Below are 26396 nucleotides of genomic sequence, written 5' to 3'. Positions count from 1 at the left end.
ATCATACCGTTGCTTTAACCGGTAATGCGGTTTTGTGAATCAACCGCCGCAACGAAAACGAGGACTGCACATCACGCAGTCCTTCGATTTTGATCAGTTTCTTTTGCAGGAATTTCTCAAAATCTGACAGACTGGCGGCCACTACCCGCAGCATAAAATCATGGCTGCCGGACATCAAATGGCACTCCATCACCTCATCAAAGGTGGCGATCTGCTGCTCAAACTTGCGAAAGGTCGCTTCCGCTTTGGGCTCCAGCGTCAATGAAATGTACGCATTTACCGGAAACCCGGCTTTTTCCTGATCCAGCAGCGTGACATACCGCTCGATCATCCCAGCCTCTTCCAACTGTTTGAGCCGCCGGGTGCAGGGTGTGGCCGACAGGCACACCCGTTCGGCCAGTTCTGTGGTTTTTAGCCGTGCGTCCTGTTGTAGCTCATTCAATATCTGCGCGTCGATACGGTCGATCTTCATGAGTGATAATCTCTATTCATGTCGTGCTTATGAGTGATAATCCCTAATCTAATCGATAAATGGCTTTTCTTTTAGTTAAAAGTCACTCCACGATCAATGTTAATTTGAGCGCCAATACTGAATTTTCAGTCATGAAATACGCAGATATATGCATTTCTTATGGCTAAACAGGACGACCAGATGTTGATGAGGGTGATACCGTGCTGAAAGACTCTGTTGCACTACCCAAGACAGCGGATACCGGACAGGCACCGGGGCTGGCCCATACCCTGAAAGACGATGTGTACGGCCTGGTTCTGGGGGTAATGTTTATTGCGATCGGGCTGAATCTGCTGAAACTGTCAGGCATGATTACCGGTGGGATTGCCGGTATCGCCCTGCTGCTCTCCTACGTTGTCCCGCTGTCGATCGGCGTGCTGTTTATTCTGACCAATATCCCGTTCATGATTTTCTGCTACTTCAGTATGGGGCGCGCGTTTACGCTGAAAACACTGATCGTCAACATTGCCCTGAGTCTCGCCACCCAGGCGGTCCCCAGGCTGTTGACCATCAACTATGTGCATCCGCTGTTTTCCGCGCTGGTGGGCGGTACTTTCCTCGGTATGGGGATTCTGTCGCTGGCTCGCCACAACGCCTCGGTGGGTGGTACCGGCGTGGTCACGCTCTGGCTCTATAAACGCTTCAATATCAATGCCGGTAAAAGCCAGATGTTGCTGGACATGCTGGTATTCGCCATCTCCCTGTTCACCATGCCCGTTTCTTTGCTTCTGTGGTCAGCGCTCAGCGCACTGGCGATGAACGCCATGCTGATGAACTGGCATAAACCAGGGCGTTATCAGGGTGGGTAAGCGGGGCCAGTTAAGGGTAAACGCCAATGGTGATGCGCCTTTACCCTTACGATATAGTCAGGTCCCCTGAAGAGGCTATCCCAACGCGCATCACTGGCATCACCAGTAAAAAACCTGCTGGGATAGGGTGTTTGTTGATTCTCGTAGCTTCGGCATTAACGCATAGTCACAAACTCTTCCGCCGCCGTTGGGTGAATCGCCACGGTGTTGTCGAAGTCTTGTTTGGTCGCGCCCATCTTCACCGCCACCGCGAAGCCTTGCAGGATTTCATCCATCCCGAAGCCGATGCCGTGCACGCCGACGATTTTCTCTTCCGGCCCCACGCACACCAGTTTCATGCGGCATGGCTGGCGATGCTGCGTCACCGCAGTGTACATGGCGGTAAAAGCCGATTTGTAGACTTTCACCTGATCGTCGCCGTACTGCTCGCGCGCCTGCGGCTCGGTCAGCCCGACGGTGCCGATAGGCGGGTGGCTGAATACCACGGTCGGGATATTGCTGTAATCCAGATGCTCGTCCGGCTTGTTGTTAAACAAGCGCTCAGACAAACGACGCCCTGCCGCCACCGCCACTGGCGTCAGCTCAACGGCACCGGTGTTGTCGCCCACCGCGTAAATGCCCGGCACGTTGGTGTTCTGGAATTTATCCACCACGATGTAGCCTTTGCTGTTGAGTGCGACACCTGCCGCTTCCAGGTTTACCTTATCGTTCGCCGGTTCACGGCCGATCGCCCAAATCAGGCAATCCACGGTTTGCTCATGCCCGCTTTCCAGTTGCAGCGTCAGGCTACCGTCGGCATTTTTCACCACCGCTTTGGGGATGGACTCAGTGTGCAGCGCCGGGCCTTCGGTGTTCATCACGTCGACCAGTGTTTCCACAATCAGCGGGTCGAACTGGCGCAGCGGTGCGTGTTTGCGCACAAACAAGTGCACGTCAGAGCCAAGCGCGTTCAGTACGCCCGCGATTTCCACCGCGATGTACCCGGCTCCCACCACCGCCACCCGCTGCGGCAGTGCGTTTAACTCAAAGAAACCATCGGAATCAATGCCGTATTCCGCCCCGGGAATGTTCGGGCGCGTCGGGCGACCGCCGGTGGCGATCAGGATATGATCAGCGGTGATACGCTCGCCGTTCACTTCCACCGTTTTCGCATCCACAAAACGGGCAAACCCCTGAATCACGTCGACCTGGTTTTTCCCCAGTACATTGTTGTAGGACTGGTGGATACGGTCGATGTAGGCGCTGCGATTTTTCAGCAACGTATCCCAGTTGAACTGATTGACGGTGACATCAAAGCCATAGTCCGGCCCGTAGTGGTGAATGGCTTCGGCAATCTGCGCCGCATGCCACATGATTTTCTTCGGCACGCACCCGACGTTGACGCAGGTGCCGCCCAGATGTTTGGCTTCAATCAGCGCACATTTCTTTCCGTACATAGCCGCACGGTTGATGGAGGCAATACCGCCGCTGCCGCCACCAATGGCGAGATAGTCATAATGTCTGGTCATCAGGGCTCCACACGCTTGCTTTCGATAAACGTTCGATAAAAGTAAATAGACCGTATCCCGCCGCCACATCGGTTCTGGCACCCAGGGCGCGATACCACTCACAATGTCATGCTGACGCCAACAAGGTCACGCCAGCGAAAGAGGTAACACCAACGGGAAGTGTAACGCCAGCAATCGGTATCCGGCAAAGACAGAAAGCGGGATTGTATGAAGAAATGCACAACGGTTCGCAACGGTTTTGGAAATCGGTGCAATAGGTAAAATGACACAATATGAAAAAACAGTTTAATTTTCGGAGCATTGCATGAAACTGATTTTTCTCGGCACCAACGCAGGCGTGCCGACTAAAGAGCGCAACGTCACCAGTATCGCGCTCGACTTGCACGGTATTCGTCCGGCGTTCTGGCTATTTGACTGCGGTGAAGGTACTCAGCACCAGATTTTGCGCACCCCAATCAAACCCGGCAAGCTGGAGAAAATTTTTATCACTCATCTGCACGGCGACCACCTGTTCGGGTTGCCCGGTTTGCTGTGCTCTCGCTCCATGGCGGGTATCGACACGCCACTGACGCTCTACGGCCCGGCTGGGTTGAAAACCTTCATCGAAACCGCGCTGACGCTGAGCGGTTCCTGGCTGACGTATCCGCTGGAGGTGGTGGAAGTGGTTCCCGGCACGGTATTCGAAGACGCGCAGTTACGGGTAACGGCGCATGAACTGTCGCACACGCTGTATTGCCTCGGATACCGCATTGAGGAGCGCCCCAAACCGGGCGTGCTGGATGTGGAAAAACTGGCGGCACAGGGCATCAAACCCGGTGCTTATTTCCAGCAGTTAAAACGCGGGGAAACGGTCACTCTCGATGACGGGCAGGTACTGAACGGCTGGGATTACCTCGGCCCCAGCTTACCGGGCAAATCGCTGGCGATTTTCGGCGATACCCGCCCAACGCCGGAAGCACTCAAGCTGGCTGCGGGGGTCGATGTCATGGTGCACGAAGCCACAGTGGAAGGATCAATGGCGGAGCGCGCTAACGAACGCGGTCACTCCACCACCCTGCAAACCGCCGCCACGGCGCGAGACGCTGGCGCGAAGCGGTTGATCATCACCCATTTCAGCGCCCGCTATGGTCAGGCAGATCTGGAACGGTTACGTCAGGAATGCCAGACGCTGTTTGCGGCCACTGAAGTCGCCACTGACCTGGCGACATTTGAGGTGTAACCCGGTACAACGCAGGTAACCGCAGCAAGGGTTAGCCGCCGGTAGACTGAGCGCTTACTCCGGCACCACCCACTCAACGAGCGTGTGGCCGGTACCGGCAGGCACCAACGCCTGATGCAGCCACGGCAGTACGCTTTTCATCTGGGATTCCAGTTTCCACGGCGGATTAATGACAATCATGCCAGAGGCGGTCATACCGTGGCGATCGCTATCCGGCAGCACCGCCAGTTCGATTTGCAGGATACGGCGAATACCGGTGTCTTCCAGATCTTTGAGCAAACGTTTGATGTGCTGGCGCAACACCACCGGATACCACAGCGCATACACGCCGGTGGCAAAGCGGCGATAGCCTTCCTGAATCCCTTTCACCACCGCCTGATAATCGGTTTTCAGTTCGTAAGGCGGGTCGATCAGAATCAATCCACGACGCGACAGCGGCGGTAACTGGGCTTTCAGTTGCTGGTAGCCGTCTTCACGCACCACTCGCGCCCGGTCGTCACGCAGAAACTCCTGACGCAGCAATGGAAAGTCGGTCGGATGCAGCTCGGTCAGATGAATTTTGTCGTACTCGCGCAGCAACTGACGGGCAATCAGCGGCGAGCCGGGGTAATAACGCAGCTTGTCGCCGGAATTATAGGAACGGACCACCTGCATGTACGGCTCCAGTTCCGCCGGAATATCATCCCGCTGCCAGATACGACCAATGCCGTCGAGGTATTCGCCAGTGCGCTCGGCATGTTCGCTCTGTAACTGATAACGGCCCGCGCCGGAATGCGTATCCAGATACAAGAACGGTTTATCCTTCTCTTTCAGCGCATTAATGATCAGGCTCTGGACAGTGTGCTTCAGCACATCGGCATGATTGCCGGCATGAAAACTGTGGCGATAACTCAGCATAACGTATGGATTTCCGGTCAATGAGGGCGCGTTTGCCGCTAATCGCCATAGTATACCCTAAATAATTCGAGTTGCAGGCAGGCGGCGACGCAGCGAATCCCCTGGAGCTTACACAAGTAAGTGACTGGGGTGAGCGACAAATCTGCCGGGAGCAGATTTGAACGCAGCTCGCTGCGGCCCGTAGGGCGAGGCACAGGGATGGGCCGAGTAATAAAGCCAACACACCTGCAACTTGAAGTATGACGGGTATATAAACGGTTAGCGCCACAAAATACCCCCACAATCACCGCTATCCACCTCGGGGGAGTTCAATAACTCACCTTTTTCAACCCGCCCTTTTCGTTATATAATGTTTTATATATCGCATATTCTGGATACGACGCTTATGAAAAACCATTTTGGCGACGGCATTCTGGCAGGGCTACATGCCAGTACACCGCAATCGATGAATGATATCCGCCACCATTGCGATGATTATCGCCGTGGCTACGTCTGCGGTTACGCACACCAACGCGCGTCATTGCGAGGCCGACAACAAGCCGCGTTTGAAGCCGGGCAGTTGTGCCACCGTTACGGGCTGATACGCGATATCGTGGCGGAGTTTTTTACCGATGTCAGCAACCCGTCACTGATAGCCTGGTTTTACGCCGGTTACGATCACCCCGCCTGAGCATCGGCATCACCGCTAACCGTCGCTTTTTACCGTCGGCCTTGGCCTGTTGTGCGCCCTGCCATTGATTTTCCCCTCATTACCCCTCATGTTAAGTCATCATCAATAGATTTCAGGACTGTGCCATGACCAATCCATTACTCTCCTCCTTTATCCTGCCGCCGTTCTCCCAGATCCAGATTGAACACATCCTCCCCGCCGTACAAGCCGCACTGAACGATTGTCGCCAGACAGTCGAGCGCGTGGTGGCGCAGCCGGGGCCGTTCACCTGGGATAACCTGTGTCAGCCGCTGGCGGAAAGTGATGACAGACTGGGGCGCATTTTCTCCCCGGTCAGCCACCTGAATTCGGTTAAAAACAGCCCGGAATTGCGTAGCGCCTATGAACAATGCCTGCCGCTGCTGTCTGAATACGGCACCTGGGTGGGCCAGCATGCCGGGTTGTACCGCGCCTACCGTGAGCTGCGTGACGGCGAACATTACGCCAGCCTGAGCATCGCGCAGAAAAAAGCGGTGGATAACGCCCTGCGTGACTTTGAATTGTCCGGGATTGCCCTGCCGCCGGAACAGCAAAAACGCTACGGCGACATCGCTTCCCGCTTGTCCGAACTGGGGTCGCAGTTCAGCAACAACGTGCTGGACGCCACCATGGGCTGGACCAAGCTGATAACCGATGTCAGTGAACTGGAAGGTCTGCCGGAAAGCGCGCTGGCCGCGGCCAAAGCGCTGGCACAAGCGAAAGAACAACAGGGCTGGCTGCTGACGCTGGATATCCCAAGCTACCTGCCGGTCATGACCTACTGCGCCAATCAGGCGCTGCGCGAAGAGATGTACCGCGCCTACGTGACCCGTGCGTCAGAACAAGGCCCGAACGCCGGTAAGTGGGATAACAGCGAGGTGATGGCCGAAACGCTGGCGCTACGTCACGAACTGGCGCAACTGCTGGGCTTTGCCAGCTTTGCCGACAAATCACTGGCCACCAAAATGGCAGAAAACCCACAGCAGGTGCTGGATTTCCTGACCGATTTGGCTAAACGCGCCCGCCCGCAAGGGGAACAGGAACTGGCACAACTGCGCGCGTTCGCCAAAGCACAGTTTGGCGTTGATGAGCTGAACCCGTGGGACATCAGCTATTATGCCGAACAGCAAAAACAACACCTGTATTCCATTAGCGACGAACAGCTACGCCCGTACTTCCCTGAACCGCGCGTACTGGAAGGGTTGTTCGAAGTGGTGAAACGTATTTATGGCATCACCGCCAAAGAGCGTCAGGACGTCGACGTCTGGCATCCGGAAGTACGTTTCTTCGACCTGTTTGCCGAAGACGGTGAATTGCTGGGGAGCTTCTACCTCGATCTGTACGCCCGCGAACACAAACGCGGCGGTGCCTGGATGGACGATTGCGTCGGCCGTCTGCGCAAAGCCAACGGCGAGCTGCAAAAGCCGGTGGCGTACCTGACCTGTAACTTTAACCGCCCGATCGACGGTAAACCTGCGCTGTTTACCCACGACGAAGTCACCACGCTGTTCCATGAGTTCGGCCACGGGCTGCACCATATGCTGACCCGTATCGATACCGCTGGCGTCTCCGGCATCAACGGTGTGCCGTGGGATGCCGTCGAACTGCCGAGCCAGTTTATGGAAAACTGGTGCTGGGAGCCGGATGCGCTGGCGTTTATCTCCGGTCATTACGAGACCGGCGAACCGCTGCCGCAGGACATGCTGGACAAAATGCTGGCAGCGAAAAACTATCAGGCAGCGCTGTTCATCCTGCGTCAGTTGGAGTTCGGCCTGTTCGACTTCCGTCTGCACGCCGGTTACACCCCCGCTACCGGTGCACGTGTGCTGGAAACGCTGGCAGAGGTGAAAGCGCAGGTTTCCGTGGTGAAAAGCCCGGAATGGAATCGCTTCCCGCACTCATTCAGCCACATCTTCGCGGGTGGCTACGCCGCCGGGTACTACAGCTACCTGTGGGCCGATGTGCTGGCAGCAGACGCGTTCTCCCGTTTTGAAGAAGAAGGCATCTTCAACCGCGACACCGGCCTGTCGTTCCTGGAAAACATCTTATCTCGCGGCGGCTCCGAAGCGCCGATGGAACTGTTCAAACGCTTCCGTGGCCGTGAGCCGCAACTGGATGCGATGCTGAAACACTACGGCATTCAGGGATGAAGATTGCGTTACTGACCGAAGCCAGTGCCGACCCCGAGGCACTGGCTACCCTGGCACAACGCTGGGGTCTGGAAAATGACACCGACGCCATGCTGGCGTTGGTGCTCACCCCCGAGCGACTGGAACTGCGCAAATGCGATGAACCGAAGCTCGGTGCCATCTGTGTCGATTTCGTTTCTGGCGCGATGGCGCATCGCCGCCGCTTTGGCGGTGGGCGTGGAGAAGCTGTCGCCAAAGCCGTCGGCATCAAAAAAGACTATTTACCCGATGTGGTGGATGCCACCGCGGGCCTGGGGCGTGATGCCTTTGTGCTGGCGGCTCTCGGCTGCCGTGTGCGCATGGTGGAGCGCCACCCGGTGGTGGCAGCGTTGCTCGATGATGGCCTGCAACGTGGTTATCAGGACCCGGAGATCGGCGGCTGGCTGCAACAGCGACTGACGCTGCTACACGCCTCCAGCATTGAGGCGTTGTCTGCTATTACCCCACCTCCGGACGTGGTCTATCTTGACCCGATGTTTCCCCACCGCCAGAAAAGCGCGCTGGTGAAAAAGGAGATGCGGGTGTTTCAGTCGCTGGTGGGTGCTGACAATGACGCCGACGCCTTGCTGGAACCGGCACGCCGCCTGGCAAAAAAGCGGGTCGTGGTCAAACGCCCGGATTACGCGCCACCGCTGGCAGCAGTACCGGCCCAGTCAGCGCTGGAAACCAAAAGTCATCGGTTCGATTTTTACCTGCCCATCACCCAGTAAATCTTGCGTACTGACTGCGGATGCGAGCAACTGCAGTCAGCGACCTTTTGCTGTCTTTCTGTGGCTTTTGACTGGCTCTTTCCCCTTCTCAGCATTGTCACCTCGGTCACGTTGTCGGTATAAAGATAGACGACTAACTGTTGTGGCGATATGTTAACCTTATTGTTGAATCTGCCTTGCGCACCTGCGTAACCAACCGATAAAAATAATCATGACAATAAAAAAGCTACCACTACTGGCACAAGTCTCCGCCGCTCACTGGGTAAGTCATTTCCACATGATGGTGTTACCGGCGCTGATGCCGCTGATTTCCGCACAGCGTGGCATCAGTTACGTGGAAATCGGGGTGGCGCTCGGCGTCTTCAACGTTGTTTCCGCACTGGTGCAAACGCCGATTGGCTTTGCGGTTGACCGTATCGGCCCGCGTCGCACGCTGATAGCCGGGCTGACGCTGGGCAGTCTGTGTTTCTTGTCGCTCGGCTTCTTTAGCAGCTACAGCTGGATGCTCATCGCCATGGCGCTGGCTGGGCTTGCCAACGCGGTCTATCACCCCTCGGATTACGCCTTGCTCTCACGCGGCATTGCCGAAAACCGCATGGGCCGCGCCTTCTCGGTGCATACTTTTTCCGGTTTTCTCGGCACAGCCGTCGCGCCAGCCATTTTGCTGACCGTCGCCGCCCTCACCCGTATCGAGTTCGCGCTGGTCTTATCCGGCCTGCTCGGACTGCTGACCGTGCCGATGTTGCTCGGCGAGCAAGAGGCATTGCCCGCCGCCAGCGCGCACGACAAGAAGACCTCTGCGCCAAAGGTCGCGGTATTTACCCTACCCATCCTGTCGCTGCTGGTGCTGTTTATGCTGCTCAACCTGAGCACCAACTCGATTCAAAACTTCTCGGTGACCGCACTGGTGAACGGTTACGGCATGCCGCTGACCGAAGCCAACCTGGCACTGACGGCGTTTTTGTTTACCAGCGCGTTTGGCGTGCTGGCGGGCGGCTCACTGGCGGATAAAACCCGGCATCACGGGCTGGTCGCCACCGGCTCGCTGGTGGTCACAGCGGTGCTGGTCGCCATCGTCGCGGCATCTACCCTGCCGTCGCTGGTGACCACGCTGATTCTGGGTGTGGCAGGCTTTCTCTCCGGCATGATCGCCCCATCGCGGGATATGCTGGTTCGCGCGGCATCACCGGCCGGTGCCGAAGGCCGTGTCTTCGGCGTGGTCACCACCGGCTTTAATATCGGCGGTGCCGGTGGCCCGGTGGTCTTCGGCTGGTTTTTGGATCAAGGCCATCCGTCCGCCATTTTCTGGTCAGCTGTTATCTTTATGGTGATTACCGCCGTGATGGCGCTGGCGCAGGAGCTGCGCAACGCTAAACGACGAGTACCAGCGCAATAGTTGTGACACAGTACATAACTCGCAGTTGATGCTATTATCACGGGAAATATTTCCTGTGATACTTGCATACTAGATGTGCAGATAATTAAAGGGGTTTACATGTTAAAAGAACTAACACTTCATAACTGGAAGAGTTTTAAAGAGGCGACTCTTTACATTGACCCTTTAACTATTATTATTGGTACTAATGCCAGTGGAAAGTCAAACATGTTGGATGCACTCTTATTCTTGCAAAGAGTTTCATCTGGCGTTGGGATATTTCAAGCAATCAATGGTGATATAAATCTCCCGTCTATTCGCGGTGGTATGGAATGGGTTTGCCATAAGCCAGAAAAAATTTTTGGTATTACACTACTCCTTGATGGAGATAAAAAAAATCAAGATTACCGCTATGAATTAAAAATTCAAATAAATGGAGCCAAAGCAGAAATTTACAGTGAAGAATTGGCAATCCTGAAATATGGAAAGCGTAGCGAAACTCAAAAAATAAGTAGATTGTTCAATACTCAGTTGCCAGAAGAACGCAACCCTGTTATCTCAGCTTATTTCTCTACTGGGACGCAAGGTCGAGGAAAAAAAATAGATCTCAATCGCTCTCACCTTATACTGACCCAGGCAGATACATTAAACCTCAGAAAAGAAGTACAAGATGGAATAAAAAATATATTATTAAAACTACAGCAGATATTTGTTTTTGATCCTATCCCCAGCCATATGCGTGGATACACACCTTTTTCAGAAAAATTACAGGCAGATGGCTCAAATATTGCAGGGGTCTTAGCTGCTTTAGATAAAACACGTAAAGATGAAGTTGAAGGGATTATTACCACCTATCTTCAAGGATTACCAGAAAAAGATATAAAACGAATCTGGACAGAACCGGTAGGTAAATTCCAGACTGATGCGATGCTTTATTGCGAAGAGGGATGGCCTGGAACAGCGTCTGATACTATTGACGCACGTGGTATGTCAGATGGAACTCTCCGTTATCTGGCTATCGTAACAGCAATGCTGACTCGTCAATCTGGTGGCCTGTTAGTTATTGAGGAAGTGGATAATGGACTACACCCATCCAGAGCACATGTCCTGATCAATATGTTGAGAACATTAGGACAACAACGCGGCATAGACGTCATTGTCACTACACATAACCCAGCTTTATTAGATGCTGCTGGCCCCAAAATGATCCCGTTTATCAGCGTCACACACAGAGATGATATAAGCGGAGAGAGCCTACTGACACAACTTGATGATATACAACAATTACCCAAGTTAATGGCTTCTGGCTCATTAGGTAGACTCTCTTCTGAAGGAAGAATTGAAGCAGCGCTTAAGCAAGGAGAAAAACAATGAGAAAAGTGCTGATTATTGACACTTCAATTCTATGTGTCTGGCTGGAAATACCTGGAATGTTAGATTGCGGAAGAGATAGTGATAAATGGAATAAAGATAGAATTGATGCAAAAATTGAATCAGAGAAAAAGAATAGCACAACATTTGTATTACCTTTGGCTACCATTATAGAAACGGGAAATCATATTGCGCAGGCTGCTCATAGTCGTCGAGAAAGAGCATTATTACTGGCAGAGATTATGAAAGATAGCGCAAATCAAAAAACCCCTTGGGCTGCATTTTCAGAACAATCAACTCTATGGTCTCCTGAGAAACTAATTACGTTAGCAGATGCGTGGCCTGAGTTGGCTAATCAAAAACTTTCATTGGGCGATACCACTATCAAAGATGTTGCAGAATATTATGCCAGTATGGGGTATCAGGTAGAAATCCTGACAGGAGATGAAGGTTTAAAATCTTATGAACCAGCAGCTCCAGTTGAAATGCCAAGACGAAAACAGAGAGGATAATACGTTAAAAGGGGCTTTATCTGAAAGCCCCTTTTTTCTTTATTCATCAAATATCAATATTCGCTGCTTTCAGGGCGTTTTCTTCGATAAAGGCACGGCGCGGTTCAACGGCGTCACCCATCAGGGTGGTGAACAGCTCGTCGGCAGCGATGGCGTCTTTTACCGTCACACGCAGCATACGGCGGCTTTCCGGGTCCATGGTGGTTTCCCACAATTGTTCCGGGTTCATCTCACCCAGACCTTTATAACGCTGGATAGCCAGGCCGCGGCGCGATTCTTTCACCAGCCAGTCCAACGCCTGCTCGAAGCTGGCGACCGGCTGTTTACGCTCGCCACGCTCAACAAACGCGTCTTCTTCGATGAGACCACGCAGTTTCTCACCCAGTCCATTGATTTTGCGATACTCATTGCCCTGAACAAACGCCAGGTCCAGCGCGTAATCAGAATCCACGCCGTGGGTACGCACACGCAACACCGGTTCGTGGCGTTCGTTGGCATGACGCAGAAGGAAGCTGTAGGTGCTGCCGTGCTGCTCTTTTTCATTAAGGAACTGGATCAGCGCTTCCATCCATGACTGAGCGTCGGCCTGCGAACTCAACATGGCTTCCGTCAGCGACGGTTGATAAATCAACGCATTAAGCAGCGCACGGGGGTAACGACGCTCCATACGACCGATCAGCTTCTGCACGCTGTAGTGCTCCGCCACCAGTTTTTCCAGCGGCTCACCCGCCAGTGCCGGAGCATGGGCGTTGGTGTGCAACGCAGCACCGTCCAGCGCCAGCATGATCTGGTACTGGTCCATCGCGTCGTCGTCTTTGATGTACTGTTCCTGCTTGCCTTTCTTCACCTTGTACAGCGGTGGCTGGGCGATAAACACATGACCACGCTCGATGACTTCCGGCATCTGGCGATAGAAGAAGGTCAGCAGCAGCGTACGAATATGAGAACCGTCGACGTCCGCATCGGTCATGATGATGATGTTGTGGTAGCGCAGTTTATCCGGGTTGTACTCGTCGCGACCAATACCGCAACCCAGTGCGGTGATAAGCGTTGCCACCTCCTGCGAAGACAGCATCTTATCGAAACGCGCTTTTTCCACGTTCAGAATCTTACCTTTCAACGGCAGAATGGCCTGATTCTTACGGTTACGACCCTGCTTGGCAGAACCGCCTGCGGAGTCACCCTCCACCAGGTACAGTTCAGACAACGCCGGGTCACGCTCCTGACAGTCCGCCAGTTTGCCCGGCAGACCCGCCAGATCCAACGCACCTTTACGGCGGGTCATCTCACGGGCTTTACGTGCGGCTTCACGAGCGCGGGCAGCGTCGATGATTTTGCCAACCACGATTTTGGCGTCGCTGGGGTTTTCCATCAGGTAGTCCACCAGACGGTCGTTCATCAGCGATTCCACCGCTGATTTCACCTCTGAAGACACCAGTTTATCTTTGGTCTGGGAAGAAAATTTCGGGTCCGGCACCTTCACCGATACCACCGCAATCAGCCCCTCGCGCGCGTCATCGCCAGTGGCGCTGACTTTGGCTTTCTTGCTGTAGCCTTCCTTGTCCATGTAGTTATTCAGCGTACGTGTCATGGCAGCACGGAAACCCGCCAGATGGGTACCGCCGTCACGCTGCGGAATGTTGTTGGTAAAGCAGTAGATATTTTCCTGGAAACCGTCGTTCCACTGCATGGCGATTTCCACGCCGATACCGTCTTTTTCAGCGCTGAAATAGAACACCTGCGGGTGAATCGGCGTCTTGTTACGGTTCAGGTACTCCACAAACGCCTTGATGCCGCCTTCGTAGTGGAAATGGTCGGCTTTATTCGCTTCGCGCTCATCGCGCAGGCGGATAGACACGCCAGAGTTGAGGAACGACAATTCACGCAGGCGCTTAGCCAGAATGTCGTATTCAAACTCGACCACATTGGTGAAGGTTTCCAGACTCGGCCAGAAACGCACCGTGGTGCCAGTGGTGTCTGCATCACCGGTGACGCTCAGCGGTGCCTGCGGTTCGCCATGACGGTATTCCTGACGATGAATTTTGCCTTCACGGCGGATAACCAGCTCCAGCTTCTCGGACAGGGCGTTCACCACCGATACCCCTACCCCGTGCAAACCGCCGGATACTTTATAGGAGTTATCGTCGAACTTACCGCCCGCATGCAGCACGGTCATGATGACTTCAGCCGCGGACACACCCTCTTCTTCGTGGATGCCCGTCGGAATACCACGGCCATCATCCTGCACCGATACCGAGTTATCCGCATGAATAGTAACGACAATATCTTTACAATAGCCTGCGAGCGCTTCGTCGATAGCGTTGTCCACCACCTCGAATACCATGTGATGCAGACCGGTTCCGTCATCCGTATCACCGATATACATCCCCGGGCGTTTACGGACCGCATCCAGCCCTTTTAATACCTTGATACTTGAGGAGTCATAAGAATTCGACATCAACGTTTCTCGCTCATTTAGTCCTGTGATTGAACGGTTATTTTACCCTGTTCCACGCGGAACATCTTGCCATTTTCGCCCACCATGTCGCTAATCTGCTCAGCGGTGATGGCGCTGACGAACACCTGCGCCTGTGTTGCCTTCAACCGTTCGGCCAACAGGCGACGGCGGGTGCTGTCCAGTTCGGAGGCGAAGTCGTCGATCAGGTACAGACACTTCAGTCCGTTTTGCCGGGTCAGGAACTCGCCCTGAGCCAGCCGAAGCGCACACATCAGCAGCTTGAGCTGACCGCGCGATAGCATATCCTCCACCGCCACGCCGCCTGCGCGGATACGAAAATCGGCCTTGTGCGGCCCCAGCGCGGTGTAACCTAGCTGCCTGTCGCGCTCGAAATGGCGCTCCAGCAGTTCAGCGTAGTCGCTCTCTTTATCCCAGCCACGCTGGAAAGAAAAACTTAAGGAAAACTCAGGCAGAAACTGGGTGCAGGTGGACGCGATATCCGCGGCGATAGCGGCGCTATACTCAGCACGCCATTGGCTGATGCCCTCGGCCAGCGGCACCAGCTCGCGATCCCAGGCGCGCAGTTGCCCGTAGTGACTGACCTGGCGCAACGCCGCATTACGCTGACGCAACAGCCTTTTCAGATTACTCCAGGCGCTGAAAAAACCGGGTTCGTTGTGAAAACAGCCCCAGTCCAGAAAAGCACGGCGGTATTTAGGGCCGCCGTTCAGTAGGGTGAAACCTTCCGGGGTAATAAGTTGGATAGGCAGCAGTTGCGCCAGCTCAGCCACTTTGTGGCCGTCGCTGCCATCGATACGTACCGTGCTGTCGCCGTCGCGGTTTTTACTCAACCCGACAGCGCGCTCACGCTCCTGCCCTTCGATACGGCCATGCAGAATGAACTCTGCCTGCTCATGACGAATGACCCTCGCCGCCTGAATGCTGCGAAACGCCCGGCCATGCCCTAGCGTGTAAATGGCTTCCAGTACGCTGGTCTTGCCGCTGCCATTCGCGCCCACCAAAAAATTAAAGCCGGGAATCAGTGCCAGATCGGCCGATTCGATATTGCGGAAATCGCGGATAAGAAGACGAGTCAGCGCCATATCACAACCATTTTGCCAGATTTGTTGCCCATACCAGACCGTGTCGCGCCCTTACCGATAACAAAACCCACCACATCGCCGATAACAACACGCCGCACCCAATGGCGCGGCGTGTAACGGCAGGCAGGCGCACAGAGGATTTACAGACGCATCGGCATGACCACGTAAGCCGCCGCCTGGCTGGCTGCATCCTCAAGCTGGACGCTGGATACCGAATCCGTCAGCAACATGCGCACCTCTTCGCACTTCAGCGCATTGAGCACATCCAGCACGTAACTGACGTTAAAGCCGATTTCCATCTCCGTACCACCGTATTCCACATCCAGAATTTCTTCCGCCTCTTCCTGTTCCGGGTTATTGGCGGTAATACGCAACTGGTTTTGGTTGAGGTACAAGCGTACACCACGGAATTTCTCGTTCGACAGAATGGCCGCTCGGGAAAACGCCTGACGCAGTAGATCGCAACTGGCTTCCAGCGTTTTGTCCGGGTTTTTCGGCAACACGCGGCGATAATCCGGGAAGCGACCATCCACCAGCTTGGAGGTAAAGATAAAATCGCCGACATGGGCGCGAATGTTATTGCTGCCAATCTGCAGCTGTAACGGCGTGTCGCCGCCATCCAACAGACGCACCAGTTCCATCACACCTTTACGTGGCACGATAACCGAATGCGACGGCAGAGACTGACCAACCGGCATGGCGCAAACCGCCAGACGGTGACCGTCGGTGGCAACAGTACGCAACTCCTCGCCACCGGTTTCAAACAACATACCGTTGAGGTAGTAACGGACATCCTGATGCGCCATCGAGAACTGGGTGGCTTCAATCAGGCGTTTTAGCGTCGCCTGCGGCAAGGTAAACTCCACCTCGCTCTGCCAGTCGTCCAGGTTGGGGAAATCCGCCGCTGGCAATGTGGACAGGGAGAAACGGCTACGCCCGGAACGCACCAGCATCCGATCGCCTTCCAGCGTAACGGAAATCTCCGCCCCATCCGGCAGGCCACGGCAAATATCGAATAACTTGCGCGCCGGTACGGTGGTAGCGCCCGGTTCATGGGGCTGCGTCAGCGCCAGATGCGCCACCATCTCCATTTCCAGATCGGTACCGGTCAACGATAACCGGCCTTCGCTGACCTGCAACAACAGGTTGCCCAGAATCGGCAACGTCGGTCGCCCGCCCAGCGGGCTGCTGACCTGTTGCAACGGTTTTAACAGATGCTCACGCTCAACGATAAATTTCATGATGTTATGACGATAATGTTCGGATTAAATTGGAAAAATCTTCTTTGATGTCGTGACTTTCTTCGCGCAGCTGCTCTATTTTGCGGCAGGCATGCAGCACAGTGGTATGGTCACGGCCACCGAACGCGTCGCCGATCTCCGGCAGGCTATGGTTGGTCAGTTCCTTGGCCAGCGCCATCGCCATCTGACGCGGACGGGCCACCGAACGTGAACGCCGTTTAGACAACAGGTCGGCCACTTTAATCTTATAGTACTCCGCCACCGTCTTCTGAATATTGTCGATGGTGACCAGTTTTTCCTGTAACGCCAGCAGGTCGCGCAGCGCCTCACGTACAAAATCGATAGTGATCGAGCGGCCGGTAAAATTGGCGTTAGCGATGACACGATTCAGTGCACCTTCCAGCTCACGCACATTAGAACGCAGGCGTTTAGCGATAAAAAACGCCACTTCACCGGGCAGACGGATATCATTCTCATCCGCTTTCTTCATCAGGATCGCCACACGGGTTTCCAGCTCCGGCGGTTCGATAGCCACGGTCAACCCCCAGCCGAAACGGGACTTGAGGCGATCTTCCACCCCATTGATCTCTTTGGGGTAACGATCCGACGTCAGGATGATCTGTTGATTGCCTTCCAACAACGCATTAAATGTGTGGAAAAACTCTTCCTGCGAGCGCTCTTTATTGGCAAAAAACTGAATGTCATCGATCAGCAGCGCATCTACAGAACGGTAGTAGCGTTTGAACTCTTCAATCGCGTTGTTCTGCAGAGCCTTCACCATATCCTGCACAAAACGCTCGGAATGCATATACACCACCTTGGCATTTGGCTTACGCGCCATGATGCCATTACCTACCGCGTGCAGTAGATGGGTTTTACCCAGACCAGTACCGCCATACAGAAACAGTGGGTTATACGCGCCACCAGGATTATCCGCCACCTGGCGCGCCGCCGCGCGGGCCAACTGGTTAGATTTACCTTCCACGAAATTATCGAAGGTATGCTTGGGGTTCACGTTGGAACGATAGGTGTGTTCAGCCGGTGCCGACGGGGTTTCCCAACTCGGGCGTACTGGTGACGCCGTACGCACCTGAGGAGCGGCTACGGTAGCATTATGGTTGCCAACGGGGACGACAACCGGCGCGGCAGGCTTACTGCCGACTTCAAAACGTAGCAACGGCGCATCCATGCCGCAGAAATCATTCAACAGTCCATTGATATTATTGATGTATTTATCGCGCACCCAATCCAGCACAAAGCGATTCGGGGCATAAAGCGCCAGAGTGTTGTCACTCAGTTCCGCCTGCAACGGGCGTATCCACATACTGAATTCTGTGGCAGGTAACTCATCCTGCAAACGGGCAAGACACTGCTGCCAAAGCGAAAGTGACACGGCGGACTCCACTCGAACAAGGTCAATCAAGAAAAGGAACAGACGTTAGTTATGTAACTCATGATTTTTCAGGCACCCGGCTGCGCATGGACACGACTACGCCGGGGTGCGCCGCGCATAAGGCGGCTTTACCGTGACGATCCCGATCCAGAGATCGCTAGCGGGACGGCGGATCATAACCTAAACCACGAAAGAGATCTCCCCTTTCTACACAGTTTCGATCCTTTTTATCCACAGGCTCTTCTTATAGTCTGTGTCAAATTCCGCTTTTATTACGGGATACCCATAAGGTTACCCACAACCTGCCCTGGATCCCTTGCGGGTAGTAAGCATAGACGTAATCGACGCGATCAGCGGTGACGCGGATCATGATCCCGCAGACAGGATCGCTGAGGGATCCTTGCGCTTTATCGCAGAGTCCGTATAATTCGCGGCCTGCGCGTAGCGCCTGTTTTCTGTGCTGAGCAGCTCATTTTATGTGCTGAACAAACAGAAAATCCGGGACCACCGGGAAGTTTCAGGCGGGTAAAACGCGGATGTTAATTGACTCGGGGCTGTACAATTATTACAATCCCGCCTCTTTATTATGCGATAGAGGCGTCGGTCACTTTTCACGCCGAGTAGCCAAACGCGTTTACTGTGAAGTCTTAAATCAAGTTTAGGTAGAAATCGCCATGAAACGCACTTTCCAACCGTCCGTATTGAAGCGTAACCGTAGCCACGGTTTCCGTGCTCGTATGGCCACTAAAAATGGTCGTCAGGTTCTGGCCCGCCGTCGTGCGAAAGGCCGTACTCGTCTGACTGTTTCCAAGTAATAAAAGCTAACCCTTCGAGTGGTTACGCTCGCTTTTCCCAGGGAGTTACGTCTGTTAACTCCCAGCCATTTCTCTTTCGTCTTCCAGCAGCCTCAACGGGCCGGCACGCCGCAGATTACCATCCTCGGTCGCCCGAATACGCTGGGACACCCTCGTATTGGCCTCACCGTCGCAAAAAAGCACGTCAGACGGGCTCATGAACGTAATCGTATCAAGCGCCTGACACGTGAAAGTTTTCGTTTGCGTCAACACGAGCTGCCCGCGATGGATTTTGTCGTCATCGCTAAAAAAGGGGTGTCTGAACTGGATAACCGTACGCTAACGGAAGCGTTGGAAAAATTATGGCGCCGTCACTGTCGTTTGGCTCACGCCTGCTGATCGGCCTGATACGCGGGTATCAACGCTTTATCAGTCCGCTACTTGGACCGCACTGCCGCTTTCAGCCGTCGTGCTCCCAATATGGCATTGAAGCAATACGCCGGTTCGGCATGATAAAAGGCTGTTGGTTGACGCTCAAACGCGTATTAAAATGCCACCCTTTGAACCCTGGTGGTGATGATCCCGTACCGCCAAAACCCGACAATAACAGAGAACACTAACGATGGATTCGCAACGCAATCTTCTTGTCATCGCTCTGCTATTCGTGACGTTCATGATCTGGCAGCAGTGGGAAACGGACAAAAATCCACCCGCGGCCACCCAGACCACGCAACAGGCGAATGGCGCTGTAGGCGATGCAGCCAACCAGGGCGTACCAGCCAGCGGTCAGGGTAAACTGATCACCGTGAAAACCGACGTGTTGTCGCTGAACATCAACACACGCGGCGGCGACATTGAAGAAGCCGACCTGCTGGCTTACCCGGCAGAACTTGGCTCCAACCAGCCGTTCAAACTGCTGGAAACCACCCCGGCCTTCACCTACCAGGCACAAAGTGGCCTGACCGGTAAAAACGGCCCGGACAACCCGGCTAACGGTTCACGTCCGCTGTATACCGCCTCGGCAGATCGCTTTGAGCTGGCCGCAGGCCAGAACGAACTGCGTATTCCGTTGACCTATACCGATGCTAACGGCGTCAGCTTCACCAAAACCTTCGTGTTAAAGCGTGGTGAGTACGCGCTGAACGTGGAATACAGTGTCAATAACACCAGTGCACAACCGCTGGAACTGACGCTGTTCGGCCAGTTGAAGCAATCTATCGATTTGCCGTCACACCGCGACACCGGCAGCAATAACTTTGCTCTGCACACTTACCGTGGTGCAGCGTTCTCTTCCAGCGACGATAAATATCGCAAATACAGCTTTAGCGATATGAAAGAGAACCTGAACATCAACACACAGGGTGGCTGGGTTGCGATGCTGCAACAGTATTTCGCTACCGCCTGGGTGCCAAACGCTGCTGCGAGCAATACGTTTTATAGCGCCAACCTTGGCAATGGCTTAGCCGCTATCGGCTTTAAGTCCCCCTCGGTTGTCGTACAGCCGGGTAGCCAGCAGAACCTGAACGCCACCTTGTGGGTTGGCCCGGAAATTCAGGACAAAATGGCCGCCGTCGCACCGCATTTGGACCTGACCGTAGATTACGGTTGGTTGTGGTTCATCTCCCAACCGCTGTTTAAGCTGCTGAAATTCCTGCACGGCTTTATCGGCAACTGGGGCTTCTCCATCATTGCCATCACCTTTATCGTGCGCGGCATCATGTACCCGCTGACCAAAGCGCAGTACACCTCGATGGCGAAAATGCGCATGCTGCAACCGAAATTGCAGGCGATGCGTGAGCGTATCGGTGACGATAAACAGCGCATGAGTCAGGAAATGATGGCGCTGTACAAGGCAGAGAAAGTGAACCCGCTGGGTGGTTGCTTCCCGCTGGTTATCCAGATGCCTATCTTCCTGGCGTTGTACTACATGCTGATGGGCTCGGTGGAACTGCGTCACGCGCCGTTCGCACTGTGGATTCATGACCTCTCGGCGCAGGACCCGTACTACGTGCTGCCGATCCTGATGGGTCTGACCATGTTCTTCATTCAGAAGATGTCGCCGACCACGGTCACCGATCCGATGCAGCAGAAGATCATGACCTACATGCCGGTTATCTTCACCGTGTTCTTCCTGTGGTTCCCGTCAGGTCTGGTACTGTACTATATCGTCAGCAACCTGGTGACCATCGCCCAGCAGCAGTTGATTTACCGCGGGCTGGAAAAACGCGGGCTGCACAGCCGCGAGAAAAAGTAATCGGTTGATTGCCCAATCAATCTCATTATGAGGCGGTCACTGACCGCCTTATTTTTTTACCGTAAGACAACCCCGTAACCGTGCCTGAAAACAGGCGAAAAGGCAGAGAGAACACCATGAGCCATACCGACACCATCGTTGCCCAAGCCACCCCGCCGGGACGCGGCGGCGTAGGTATTCTGCGCATCTCCGGCCGCCAAGCCTCAGCGGTAGCACAAGCCATACTGGGTAAGCTGCCTAAACCGCGTTACGCCGATTATCTGCCTTTCCATGACGTCGACGGCAGCGTACTCGATCAAGGCATTGCCCTGTGGTTCCCCGGCCCGAATTCCTTTACAGGTGAAGACGTGCTGGAACTACAAGGTCACGGTGGCCCGGTAATCCTCGACCTGCTGCTCAAGCGCGTCGTGGCACTGCAGGGTGTGCGCATCGCCCGCCCCGGCGAATTTTCCGAACGGGCGTTTTTAAACGACAAGCTCGACCTGGCGCAGGCCGAAGCGATTGCCGATCTGATCGACGCCAGTTCTGAGCAGGCGGCCCGTTCCGCCGTCAACTCGCTGCAGGGTGTCTTCTCCTCCCGCGTTCATCAACTGGTGGAAGCACTCACTCACCTTCGAATCTATGTGGAAGCCGCGATCGATTTCCCCGATGAGGAGATCGATTTTCTCTCTGACGGCAAAATCGAAGCCATGCTCAATGCGGTGATAGGCGATCTGGAAGGTGTTCGTGGCGAAGCGCGGCAAGGCAGCCTGTTACGTGAAGGGATGAAAGTGGTGATTGCCGGTCGACCCAACGCCGGTAAATCCAGCCTGCTGAATGCGCTGGCCGGGCGCGATGCCGCTATCGTCACCGATATCGCCGGTACCACGCGCGATGTGCTGCGTGAGCATATTCATATCGACGGTATGCCGCTGCATATCATCGACACCGCCGGGCTGCGCGAAGCCAGCGACGAAGTAGAACGTATCGGTATTGAACGGGCGTGGCAGGAAATCGAACAGGCCGACCGGGTACTGTTTATGGTCGATGGCACCACCACCGACGCGGTAGAACCTGCGGCTATCTGGCCAGAATTTATGGCGAGACTACCAAGCCGATTGCCGATCACCGTCGTGCGTAACAAAGCGGATGTCACCGGTGAACCGCTGGGTATTGAAGAGGTAAACACTTACTCACTTATCCGCCTTTCCGCCCGAACGGGTGACGGTGTAGACCTGCTGCGTGACCACCTCAAACAAAGCATGGGATTTACCAGCAACACCGAAGGGGGCTTCCTGGCCCGCCGTCGCCACTTGCAGGCACTGGAACAAGCAGCGCAACATCTGCAGCAAGGCCACGAACAACTGGTCGGTGCCTACGCAGGCGAGTTGCTGGCCGAAGAACTGCGGCTGGCACAGCAGGCGTTAAGTGAAATCACCGGTGAATTCACCTCCGACGATCTGCTGGGGCGGATTTTTTCCAGTTTTTGTATTGGGAAGTGACATAGACGTACTCCCCCCCAAAAACGTCCGGCGCCACTCGCCGGGTGTGACGTTAAACTGTCGGCGAAAGTGCTGACGCAGTGACGCTGCGGTGCCGAAGCCGACCTGTTCGGCGATGGCCTCGATCGACAACGTGGTGGATTCCAGCAATGTCTGGCTTTGTTGCAGGCGCTCGGCCATCAGCCATTCACCGACCGACATCCCGGTAGCCTTGTGAAACTGTCGGGTGAACGTGCGACGGCTCATTAGCGTCCGGCGCGCCAGGTCGTCGAGATGATAGGAATGGTCGAGGTGGCTTCTCAGGTAATCCAGTAGCGCGTTGATCCTGGCGTCCTGCGTCGATGTCGGCATCGGCCGCTCGATGAACTGTGCCTGACCGCCTTCACGATGCGGGGGGATCACCATTCTTCTGGCGATTTTATTGGCGATGACACTACCGTGGTACTTTCTGACCACATGCAGGCAACAATCCAGCCCGGCGGCCGTCCCTGCCGAAGTGATCAGCCGCTCGTCTTCCACGTATAACGCCTGTGTATCCAGCCGTACATCCGGAAAACGCTGCTGAAAATCCTGCGCGAATTCCCAGTGTGTTGCGGCGTTGCGCTGCGTAAGCAGCCCGGCCCAGGCCAGCACATAGGTGCCCAGACACAGCCCAACTAACAGGCTGCCATGGGCATAGGCATCAGCTAACGCCTCCAGCAACGCCGGATTCGGCGTTTCCTGCGGGTTACGCCAGTAAGGCACCACCACGATATCGGCTTGCGCCAGAGTATCCAGCCCAAACGAGGTATCAATCTGCAGCCCTTGTGCGGAACGCAACACCCCCTCTTCACCAGCGCAAAGACGCAACCTGAATAACGGTTGTCCCGGCAGTACATCGCCGAAGATCATGCAGGGCACCGATAAATGAAACGGGCTGAACTGATCGCAGGCGACCACCGCGACCGATGGAATAGGCTTACTCACATTACGTTCCTCCTGCCTTGTCACTGCCCGTTTTGTATACCGGCTACAGCATACAGGACTCGCCATCGGCCGGAATCAATACCCGACCCGACAGGCCATGTTGCTGCACAAAATCCGCCAGAGCCTCACGACTTAACGCCGAATGGTTAACCGCCTCCATATGGCTGGCGATGAGGGTCGCATTCGGTGCGTGCTGCGCCACGCTCAGTACATCCTGCTGGTTCATGATGATTGACCCCAGGCCGACAATTTGTGCATCGCCGCAGTTGAGCACAATCACTTCTGGCACATAGCGACGCAGATTTTCCGCCACGTCCGCATTCCAGACGGTATCGCCCGCCAGATACAGCGTTTTTTCCTGTGGATGACGCAGCACGACGCCACACACCTGGCCCAGCCTCTCGCCCAGCTTTTCCATAATGGCATCACTGCCATGCTGACCCGGTGTTTTACTCAGCGTGATATCGCCAAAAGTACTCTTATCGCCAAAAGTACTCTGCTCACTCAACAGCCGGACATCACCAAACCCGGCGGCCCGAATCAGGCTTTGATCGTGCTCATGCTGGGTAAATATCGGTAATGATTTCGGCAGCCGGGTAGCGGCGACATCATCCCAGTGATCAAGATGCGTGTGGGTAACAATGACCGCATCCACACCGGCAAATAGCGCCTCCAGCGTGACTGGCAAGTCCACCAAGGGGTTACGCAGATGGCTGTTCAGCGTCCCCTCGAAACCGGGATAAGCGCCTTTGTCAGCCAGCATCGGGTCGATGAGAAACGTTTTACCGGCGAAGCCAATTTTGAGCGTCGCGTTTCTTATCTGGGTAATGTTCATAGCGGTATTCCTCTTTTTAAGACACACATGGCAGACTACCGTCATTCTGCTTAAAAAATCACATCACCAGCAGTGGCCCAAAGGTCATTTATCGCCAAATTTGGGCCAAATCATTATTTTTTTATCACTCCTGATCGCATTCACTCACTATCGATGCACTAATTAATAATTATTAATAAATGAAACTATTTCGAATTTATTTACTGTGTTTTTAATAAGAAAAAATTGTTATCCTTGAATGAATAATGGCGCTACTATCCACTCTGACAAGCACGTCGCCAATTTATGTTAACCGTCTCCTTTATGGACAAAGGAAATAGCATGACTAATTTATTAGCCAACCCGCTCAATTTAAATGGATTTGCTTTTATCGAATTTGTCACCGATGACCCGGAAGCGCTATCGACATTATTCGTTTCTCTCGGGTTTACCTGTGTTGCACACCATCGTCACCGTGCTATTTCGCTGTTTCGACAAAATAATATCAACTTCCTTGTGAATAATACCTCTACCGGTTTTCCGCGAACCTTTTTGCAGGAGCACGGTGCAGGGGCCTGCGGTATGGGGTTTTATGTCAAAGATGCGCACCAGGCCTATGAGCAGGCGCTGTTATCCGGTGCCAGACCTGCAGAACAGGCCGCCAACCCTGGTGAAATTCAGGTACCGGCTATTGAGGGAATTGGTGGTTCAAAAATCTATTTCATCGAGAAATATCATTCTGACATCGATATCTTTGATATCGAATTTTCATTTATTCCCGGTGTGGAAAAAAATCCGAAAGGATTCGGGCTGCACACCATTGACCATCTGACTAATAATGTCTATCAGGGAAGAATGAATTACTGGTCTGAATTCTATAGCCGGATATTTAATTTCCAGCAAATTCGTTATTTTGATATTGCAGGTGAATACACCGGTTTGCACTCAAAAGCCATGGTCGCACCAGACGGAAAAATTCGTATTCCGCTGAATGAAGAAGCCGAAGGCAGCAATGGGCAAATCCAGGAATTCCTGCGTCGGTTTAATGGCGAAGGGATCCAGCATATCGCGATGCAAACCGATGATATTCTGACGACGCTCGATCAGTTGCGTCAGGCAGGATTACCGCTGATGACCGCGCCGTCCGATACCTATTACCAGATGGTGGAAGAGCGCCTGCCTGGCCATGGCCGGGATACTGCTGCGCTGCAAAAACGCGGTATTTTGCTGGATGGCAGCACCCATAATGGGCAGAAGAAACTACTGTTGCAGATTTTCTCGGAAACCCTCATCGGCCCTCTGTTTTTTGAATTCATCGAGCGGGATGGTGACGAGGGCTTTGGTGAAGGTAACTTCAAAGCACTGTTCGAATCCATGGAGCGCGACCAACTGGCGCGCGGGGAAATCAAAGTCACGACAGAAGCAGTCTAATCCCCCGCTTGTATCAGGTGGGGCCTTGCAGAGCAGCGCAAGGCCCCACGGTCTGAATATCGATCGTCTGCCAGCAGCATTAGCGATTAGCGCAACGGATACTCCAGGCTATTCCTGTGCCACCTGTTTCAGACTGTCACCTTCCAGCCGGTAGCGGATCCACTCGTTTTGTGGGGCAGCCCCCAGACTGTCGTAGAAATCGATGGCGGGCTGATTCCAGTCCAGCACACTCCATTCCAGCCGCCCGCAACCGCGTTCAACCGCCAGACGCGCAATGTATTTCAGCAACGCTTTACCCGCGCCATAGCCACGATAATGTGGCGAGACATACAAATCTTCCAGATAAATACCGTTGCGCCCAAGCCAGGTGGAGTAACTACTGAAGAACACCGCAAACCCTATTGGCTCGCCGTTCCATTCGCAGATCAGTGCCTCGGTAGACGTGCCTTCACCAAACAGCGTTTGCTCAATCTCCTGCTGATTGGTCTTCACCTCATGCAGCGCTTTCTCGTACTCTGCCAGTTCACGAATAAAATTCAGGATGGTGGCGGAATCCTGCTGCACCGCCCAACGGATATGTAAGGTCATAAGAAGATCCCAGTGAATCAAAGTGGAAACGATAACAGGGAAGTGAGAAACGGGAAAGAGAAAACGCCACCTTCCCGCATCGTC

24 protein-coding genes are annotated in these 26396 nt (G+C 54.2%); 14 read left to right on the top strand and 10 right to left on the bottom strand.

Annotation, left to right across the window (positions count from 1 at the left end; translation table 11 throughout):
• Position 1: 1 nt before the first annotated feature.
• Entirely contained in the window at positions 2–472 is a 471-nt protein-coding gene (locus FAZ14_RS10355; protein WP_016941611.1) for an Lrp/AsnC family transcriptional regulator, read from the bottom strand.
• Between the two features lie 200 nt (positions 473–672).
• Here FAZ14_RS10355 and FAZ14_RS10350 point away from each other — a divergent pair, with 200 nt between their 5' ends.
• Positions 673–1320 (top strand): YitT family protein, encoded by a 648-nt coding sequence (locus FAZ14_RS10350; protein WP_016941612.1) that lies wholly within the window; start codon positions 673–675, stop codon positions 1318–1320.
• A 155-nt stretch (positions 1321–1475) separates the two neighbouring features.
• Here the strand turns inward: FAZ14_RS10350 and gorA are convergent, their stop codons facing one another.
• The gene (gene gorA, locus FAZ14_RS10345) at positions 1476–2828 is read right to left on the bottom strand and encodes a glutathione-disulfide reductase (RefSeq protein ID WP_016941613.1); all 1353 of its coding nucleotides are present in this window, start codon (positions 2826–2828) and stop codon (positions 1476–1478) included.
• A gap of 304 nt (positions 2829–3132) precedes the next feature.
• On the opposite strand from gorA, the gene rnz reads away from it, so the two are divergent.
• Positions 3133–4047: a ribonuclease Z gene (gene rnz, locus FAZ14_RS10340; RefSeq protein ID WP_038926768.1), complete on the top strand. Its 915-nt coding sequence runs from the start codon at positions 3133–3135 to the stop codon at positions 4045–4047.
• A 54-nt stretch (positions 4048–4101) separates the two neighbouring features.
• Here the strand turns inward: rnz and FAZ14_RS10335 are convergent, their stop codons facing one another.
• Positions 4102–4944 (bottom strand): 23S rRNA (adenine(2030)-N(6))-methyltransferase RlmJ, encoded by an 843-nt coding sequence (locus tag FAZ14_RS10335; protein ID WP_016941615.1) that lies wholly within the window; start codon positions 4942–4944, stop codon positions 4102–4104.
• A 385-nt stretch (positions 4945–5329) separates the two neighbouring features.
• Between FAZ14_RS10335 and FAZ14_RS10330 the strand changes: the two genes are divergently transcribed.
• The 6 genes from FAZ14_RS10330 (at position 5330) to FAZ14_RS10305 (ending at position 11789) form a co-directional block, all read left to right on the top strand.
• Complete coding sequence (locus tag FAZ14_RS10330; RefSeq protein WP_016941616.1) at positions 5330–5614, top strand: DUF2623 family protein; 285 nt, start codon at positions 5330–5332, stop codon at positions 5612–5614.
• Between the two features lie 125 nt (positions 5615–5739).
• Entirely contained in the window at positions 5740–7782 is a 2043-nt protein-coding gene (gene prlC, locus FAZ14_RS10325; RefSeq protein ID WP_153508490.1) for an oligopeptidase A, read from the top strand.
• Positions 7779–8531: a 16S rRNA (guanine(1516)-N(2))-methyltransferase RsmJ gene (gene rsmJ / locus FAZ14_RS10320; RefSeq protein ID WP_016941618.1), complete on the top strand. Its 753-nt coding sequence runs from the start codon at positions 7779–7781 to the stop codon at positions 8529–8531. The genes prlC and rsmJ overlap by 4 nt, the downstream gene beginning before the upstream one ends.
• A 211-nt stretch (positions 8532–8742) precedes the next feature.
• A complete protein-coding gene (locus FAZ14_RS10315; protein WP_153508489.1) occupies positions 8743–9927 on the top strand; it encodes an MFS transporter in 1185 nt (394 codons plus the stop codon).
• Between the two features lie 99 nt (positions 9928–10026).
• A complete protein-coding gene (locus tag FAZ14_RS10310) occupies positions 10027–11280 on the top strand; it encodes an AAA family ATPase (protein WP_038906587.1) in 1254 nt (417 codons plus the stop codon).
• Positions 11277–11789 carry a hypothetical protein gene (locus FAZ14_RS10305; RefSeq protein ID WP_153508488.1) on the top strand — a complete coding sequence of 171 codons (513 nt, stop codon included), beginning with the start codon at positions 11277–11279 and terminating at the stop codon, positions 11787–11789. The genes FAZ14_RS10310 and FAZ14_RS10305 overlap by 4 nt, the downstream gene beginning before the upstream one ends.
• Positions 11790–11835: 46 nt before the next feature.
• Here FAZ14_RS10305 and gyrB read toward each other — a convergent pair whose 3' ends face one another.
• The 4 genes from gyrB to dnaA form a co-directional block, all read right to left on the bottom strand.
• Positions 11836–14247, bottom strand: a complete 2412-nt coding sequence (gyrB, locus tag FAZ14_RS10300) for a DNA topoisomerase (ATP-hydrolyzing) subunit B (protein ID WP_153508487.1) — start codon at positions 14245–14247, stop codon at positions 11836–11838.
• Positions 14248–14264: 17 nt separating this feature from the next.
• Positions 14265–15350: a DNA replication/repair protein RecF gene (gene recF / locus FAZ14_RS10295; protein ID WP_153508486.1), complete on the bottom strand. Its 1086-nt coding sequence runs from the start codon at positions 15348–15350 to the stop codon at positions 14265–14267.
• A 140-nt stretch (positions 15351–15490) separates the two neighbouring features.
• Complete coding sequence (gene dnaN, locus FAZ14_RS10290; protein WP_012882754.1) at positions 15491–16591, bottom strand: DNA polymerase III subunit beta; 1101 nt, start codon at positions 16589–16591, stop codon at positions 15491–15493.
• A gap of 4 nt (positions 16592–16595) precedes the next feature.
• Positions 16596–17984: a chromosomal replication initiator protein DnaA gene (dnaA, locus tag FAZ14_RS10285; protein ID WP_016941622.1), complete on the bottom strand. Its 1389-nt coding sequence runs from the start codon at positions 17982–17984 to the stop codon at positions 16596–16598.
• A 674-nt stretch (positions 17985–18658) separates the two neighbouring features.
• Between dnaA and rpmH the strand changes: the two genes are divergently transcribed.
• The 5 genes from rpmH (at position 18659) to mnmE (ending at position 22513) form a co-directional block, all read left to right on the top strand.
• Positions 18659–18799, top strand: coding sequence for a 50S ribosomal protein L34 (rpmH, locus tag FAZ14_RS10280; RefSeq protein ID WP_004093983.1), 141 nt, complete (start codon positions 18659–18661; stop codon positions 18797–18799).
• An 18-nt stretch (positions 18800–18817) separates the two neighbouring features.
• Positions 18818–19177, top strand: a complete 360-nt coding sequence (gene rnpA / locus FAZ14_RS10275) for a ribonuclease P protein component (RefSeq protein WP_012886808.1) — start codon at positions 18818–18820, stop codon at positions 19175–19177.
• Positions 19141–19398, top strand: coding sequence for a membrane protein insertion efficiency factor YidD (gene yidD, locus FAZ14_RS10270; protein ID WP_012886807.1), 258 nt, complete (start codon positions 19141–19143; stop codon positions 19396–19398). The genes rnpA and yidD overlap by 37 nt, the downstream gene beginning before the upstream one ends.
• Before the next feature lie 2 nt (positions 19399–19400).
• On the top strand, positions 19401–21032 hold the full coding sequence (gene yidC / locus FAZ14_RS10265; protein WP_016941623.1) for a membrane protein insertase YidC: 1632 nt from the start codon (positions 19401–19403) through the stop codon (positions 21030–21032).
• Positions 21033–21148: 116 nt separating this feature from the next.
• Positions 21149–22513 (top strand): tRNA uridine-5-carboxymethylaminomethyl(34) synthesis GTPase MnmE, encoded by a 1365-nt coding sequence (gene mnmE, locus FAZ14_RS10260; protein ID WP_153508485.1) that lies wholly within the window; start codon positions 21149–21151, stop codon positions 22511–22513.
• On the opposite strand, the gene FAZ14_RS10255 is transcribed toward mnmE, so the two are convergent.
• Both FAZ14_RS10255 and FAZ14_RS10250 read right to left on the bottom strand, forming a co-directional pair.
• The gene (locus FAZ14_RS10255; RefSeq protein ID WP_153508484.1) at positions 22436–23479 is read right to left on the bottom strand and encodes a GlxA family transcriptional regulator; all 1044 of its coding nucleotides are present in this window, start codon (positions 23477–23479) and stop codon (positions 22436–22438) included. The two genes, mnmE and FAZ14_RS10255, sit on opposite strands and share 78 nt — an antisense overlap.
• A 43-nt stretch (positions 23480–23522) precedes the next feature.
• Positions 23523–24314, bottom strand: coding sequence for an MBL fold metallo-hydrolase (locus tag FAZ14_RS10250; RefSeq protein WP_029456371.1), 792 nt, complete (start codon positions 24312–24314; stop codon positions 23523–23525).
• A 321-nt stretch (positions 24315–24635) separates the two neighbouring features.
• On the opposite strand from FAZ14_RS10250, the gene hppD reads away from it, so the two are divergent.
• Complete coding sequence (hppD, locus tag FAZ14_RS10245) at positions 24636–25724, top strand: 4-hydroxyphenylpyruvate dioxygenase (protein WP_153508483.1); 1089 nt, start codon at positions 24636–24638, stop codon at positions 25722–25724.
• 108 nt (positions 25725–25832) lie between these two features.
• Here hppD and FAZ14_RS10240 read toward each other — a convergent pair whose 3' ends face one another.
• The gene (locus FAZ14_RS10240) at positions 25833–26312 is read right to left on the bottom strand and encodes a GNAT family N-acetyltransferase (protein ID WP_153508482.1); all 480 of its coding nucleotides are present in this window, start codon (positions 26310–26312) and stop codon (positions 25833–25835) included.
• Positions 26313–26396: the final 84 nt, after the last annotated feature.

The organism is Dickeya oryzae, from assembly GCF_009372235.1.
In the GTDB taxonomy this organism is placed as follows: domain Bacteria; phylum Pseudomonadota; class Gammaproteobacteria; order Enterobacterales; family Enterobacteriaceae; genus Dickeya; species Dickeya oryzae.
The sequence above is the reverse complement of the archived record's forward strand: the minus strand, read 5'-3'. Positions and strand labels throughout refer to the sequence as shown.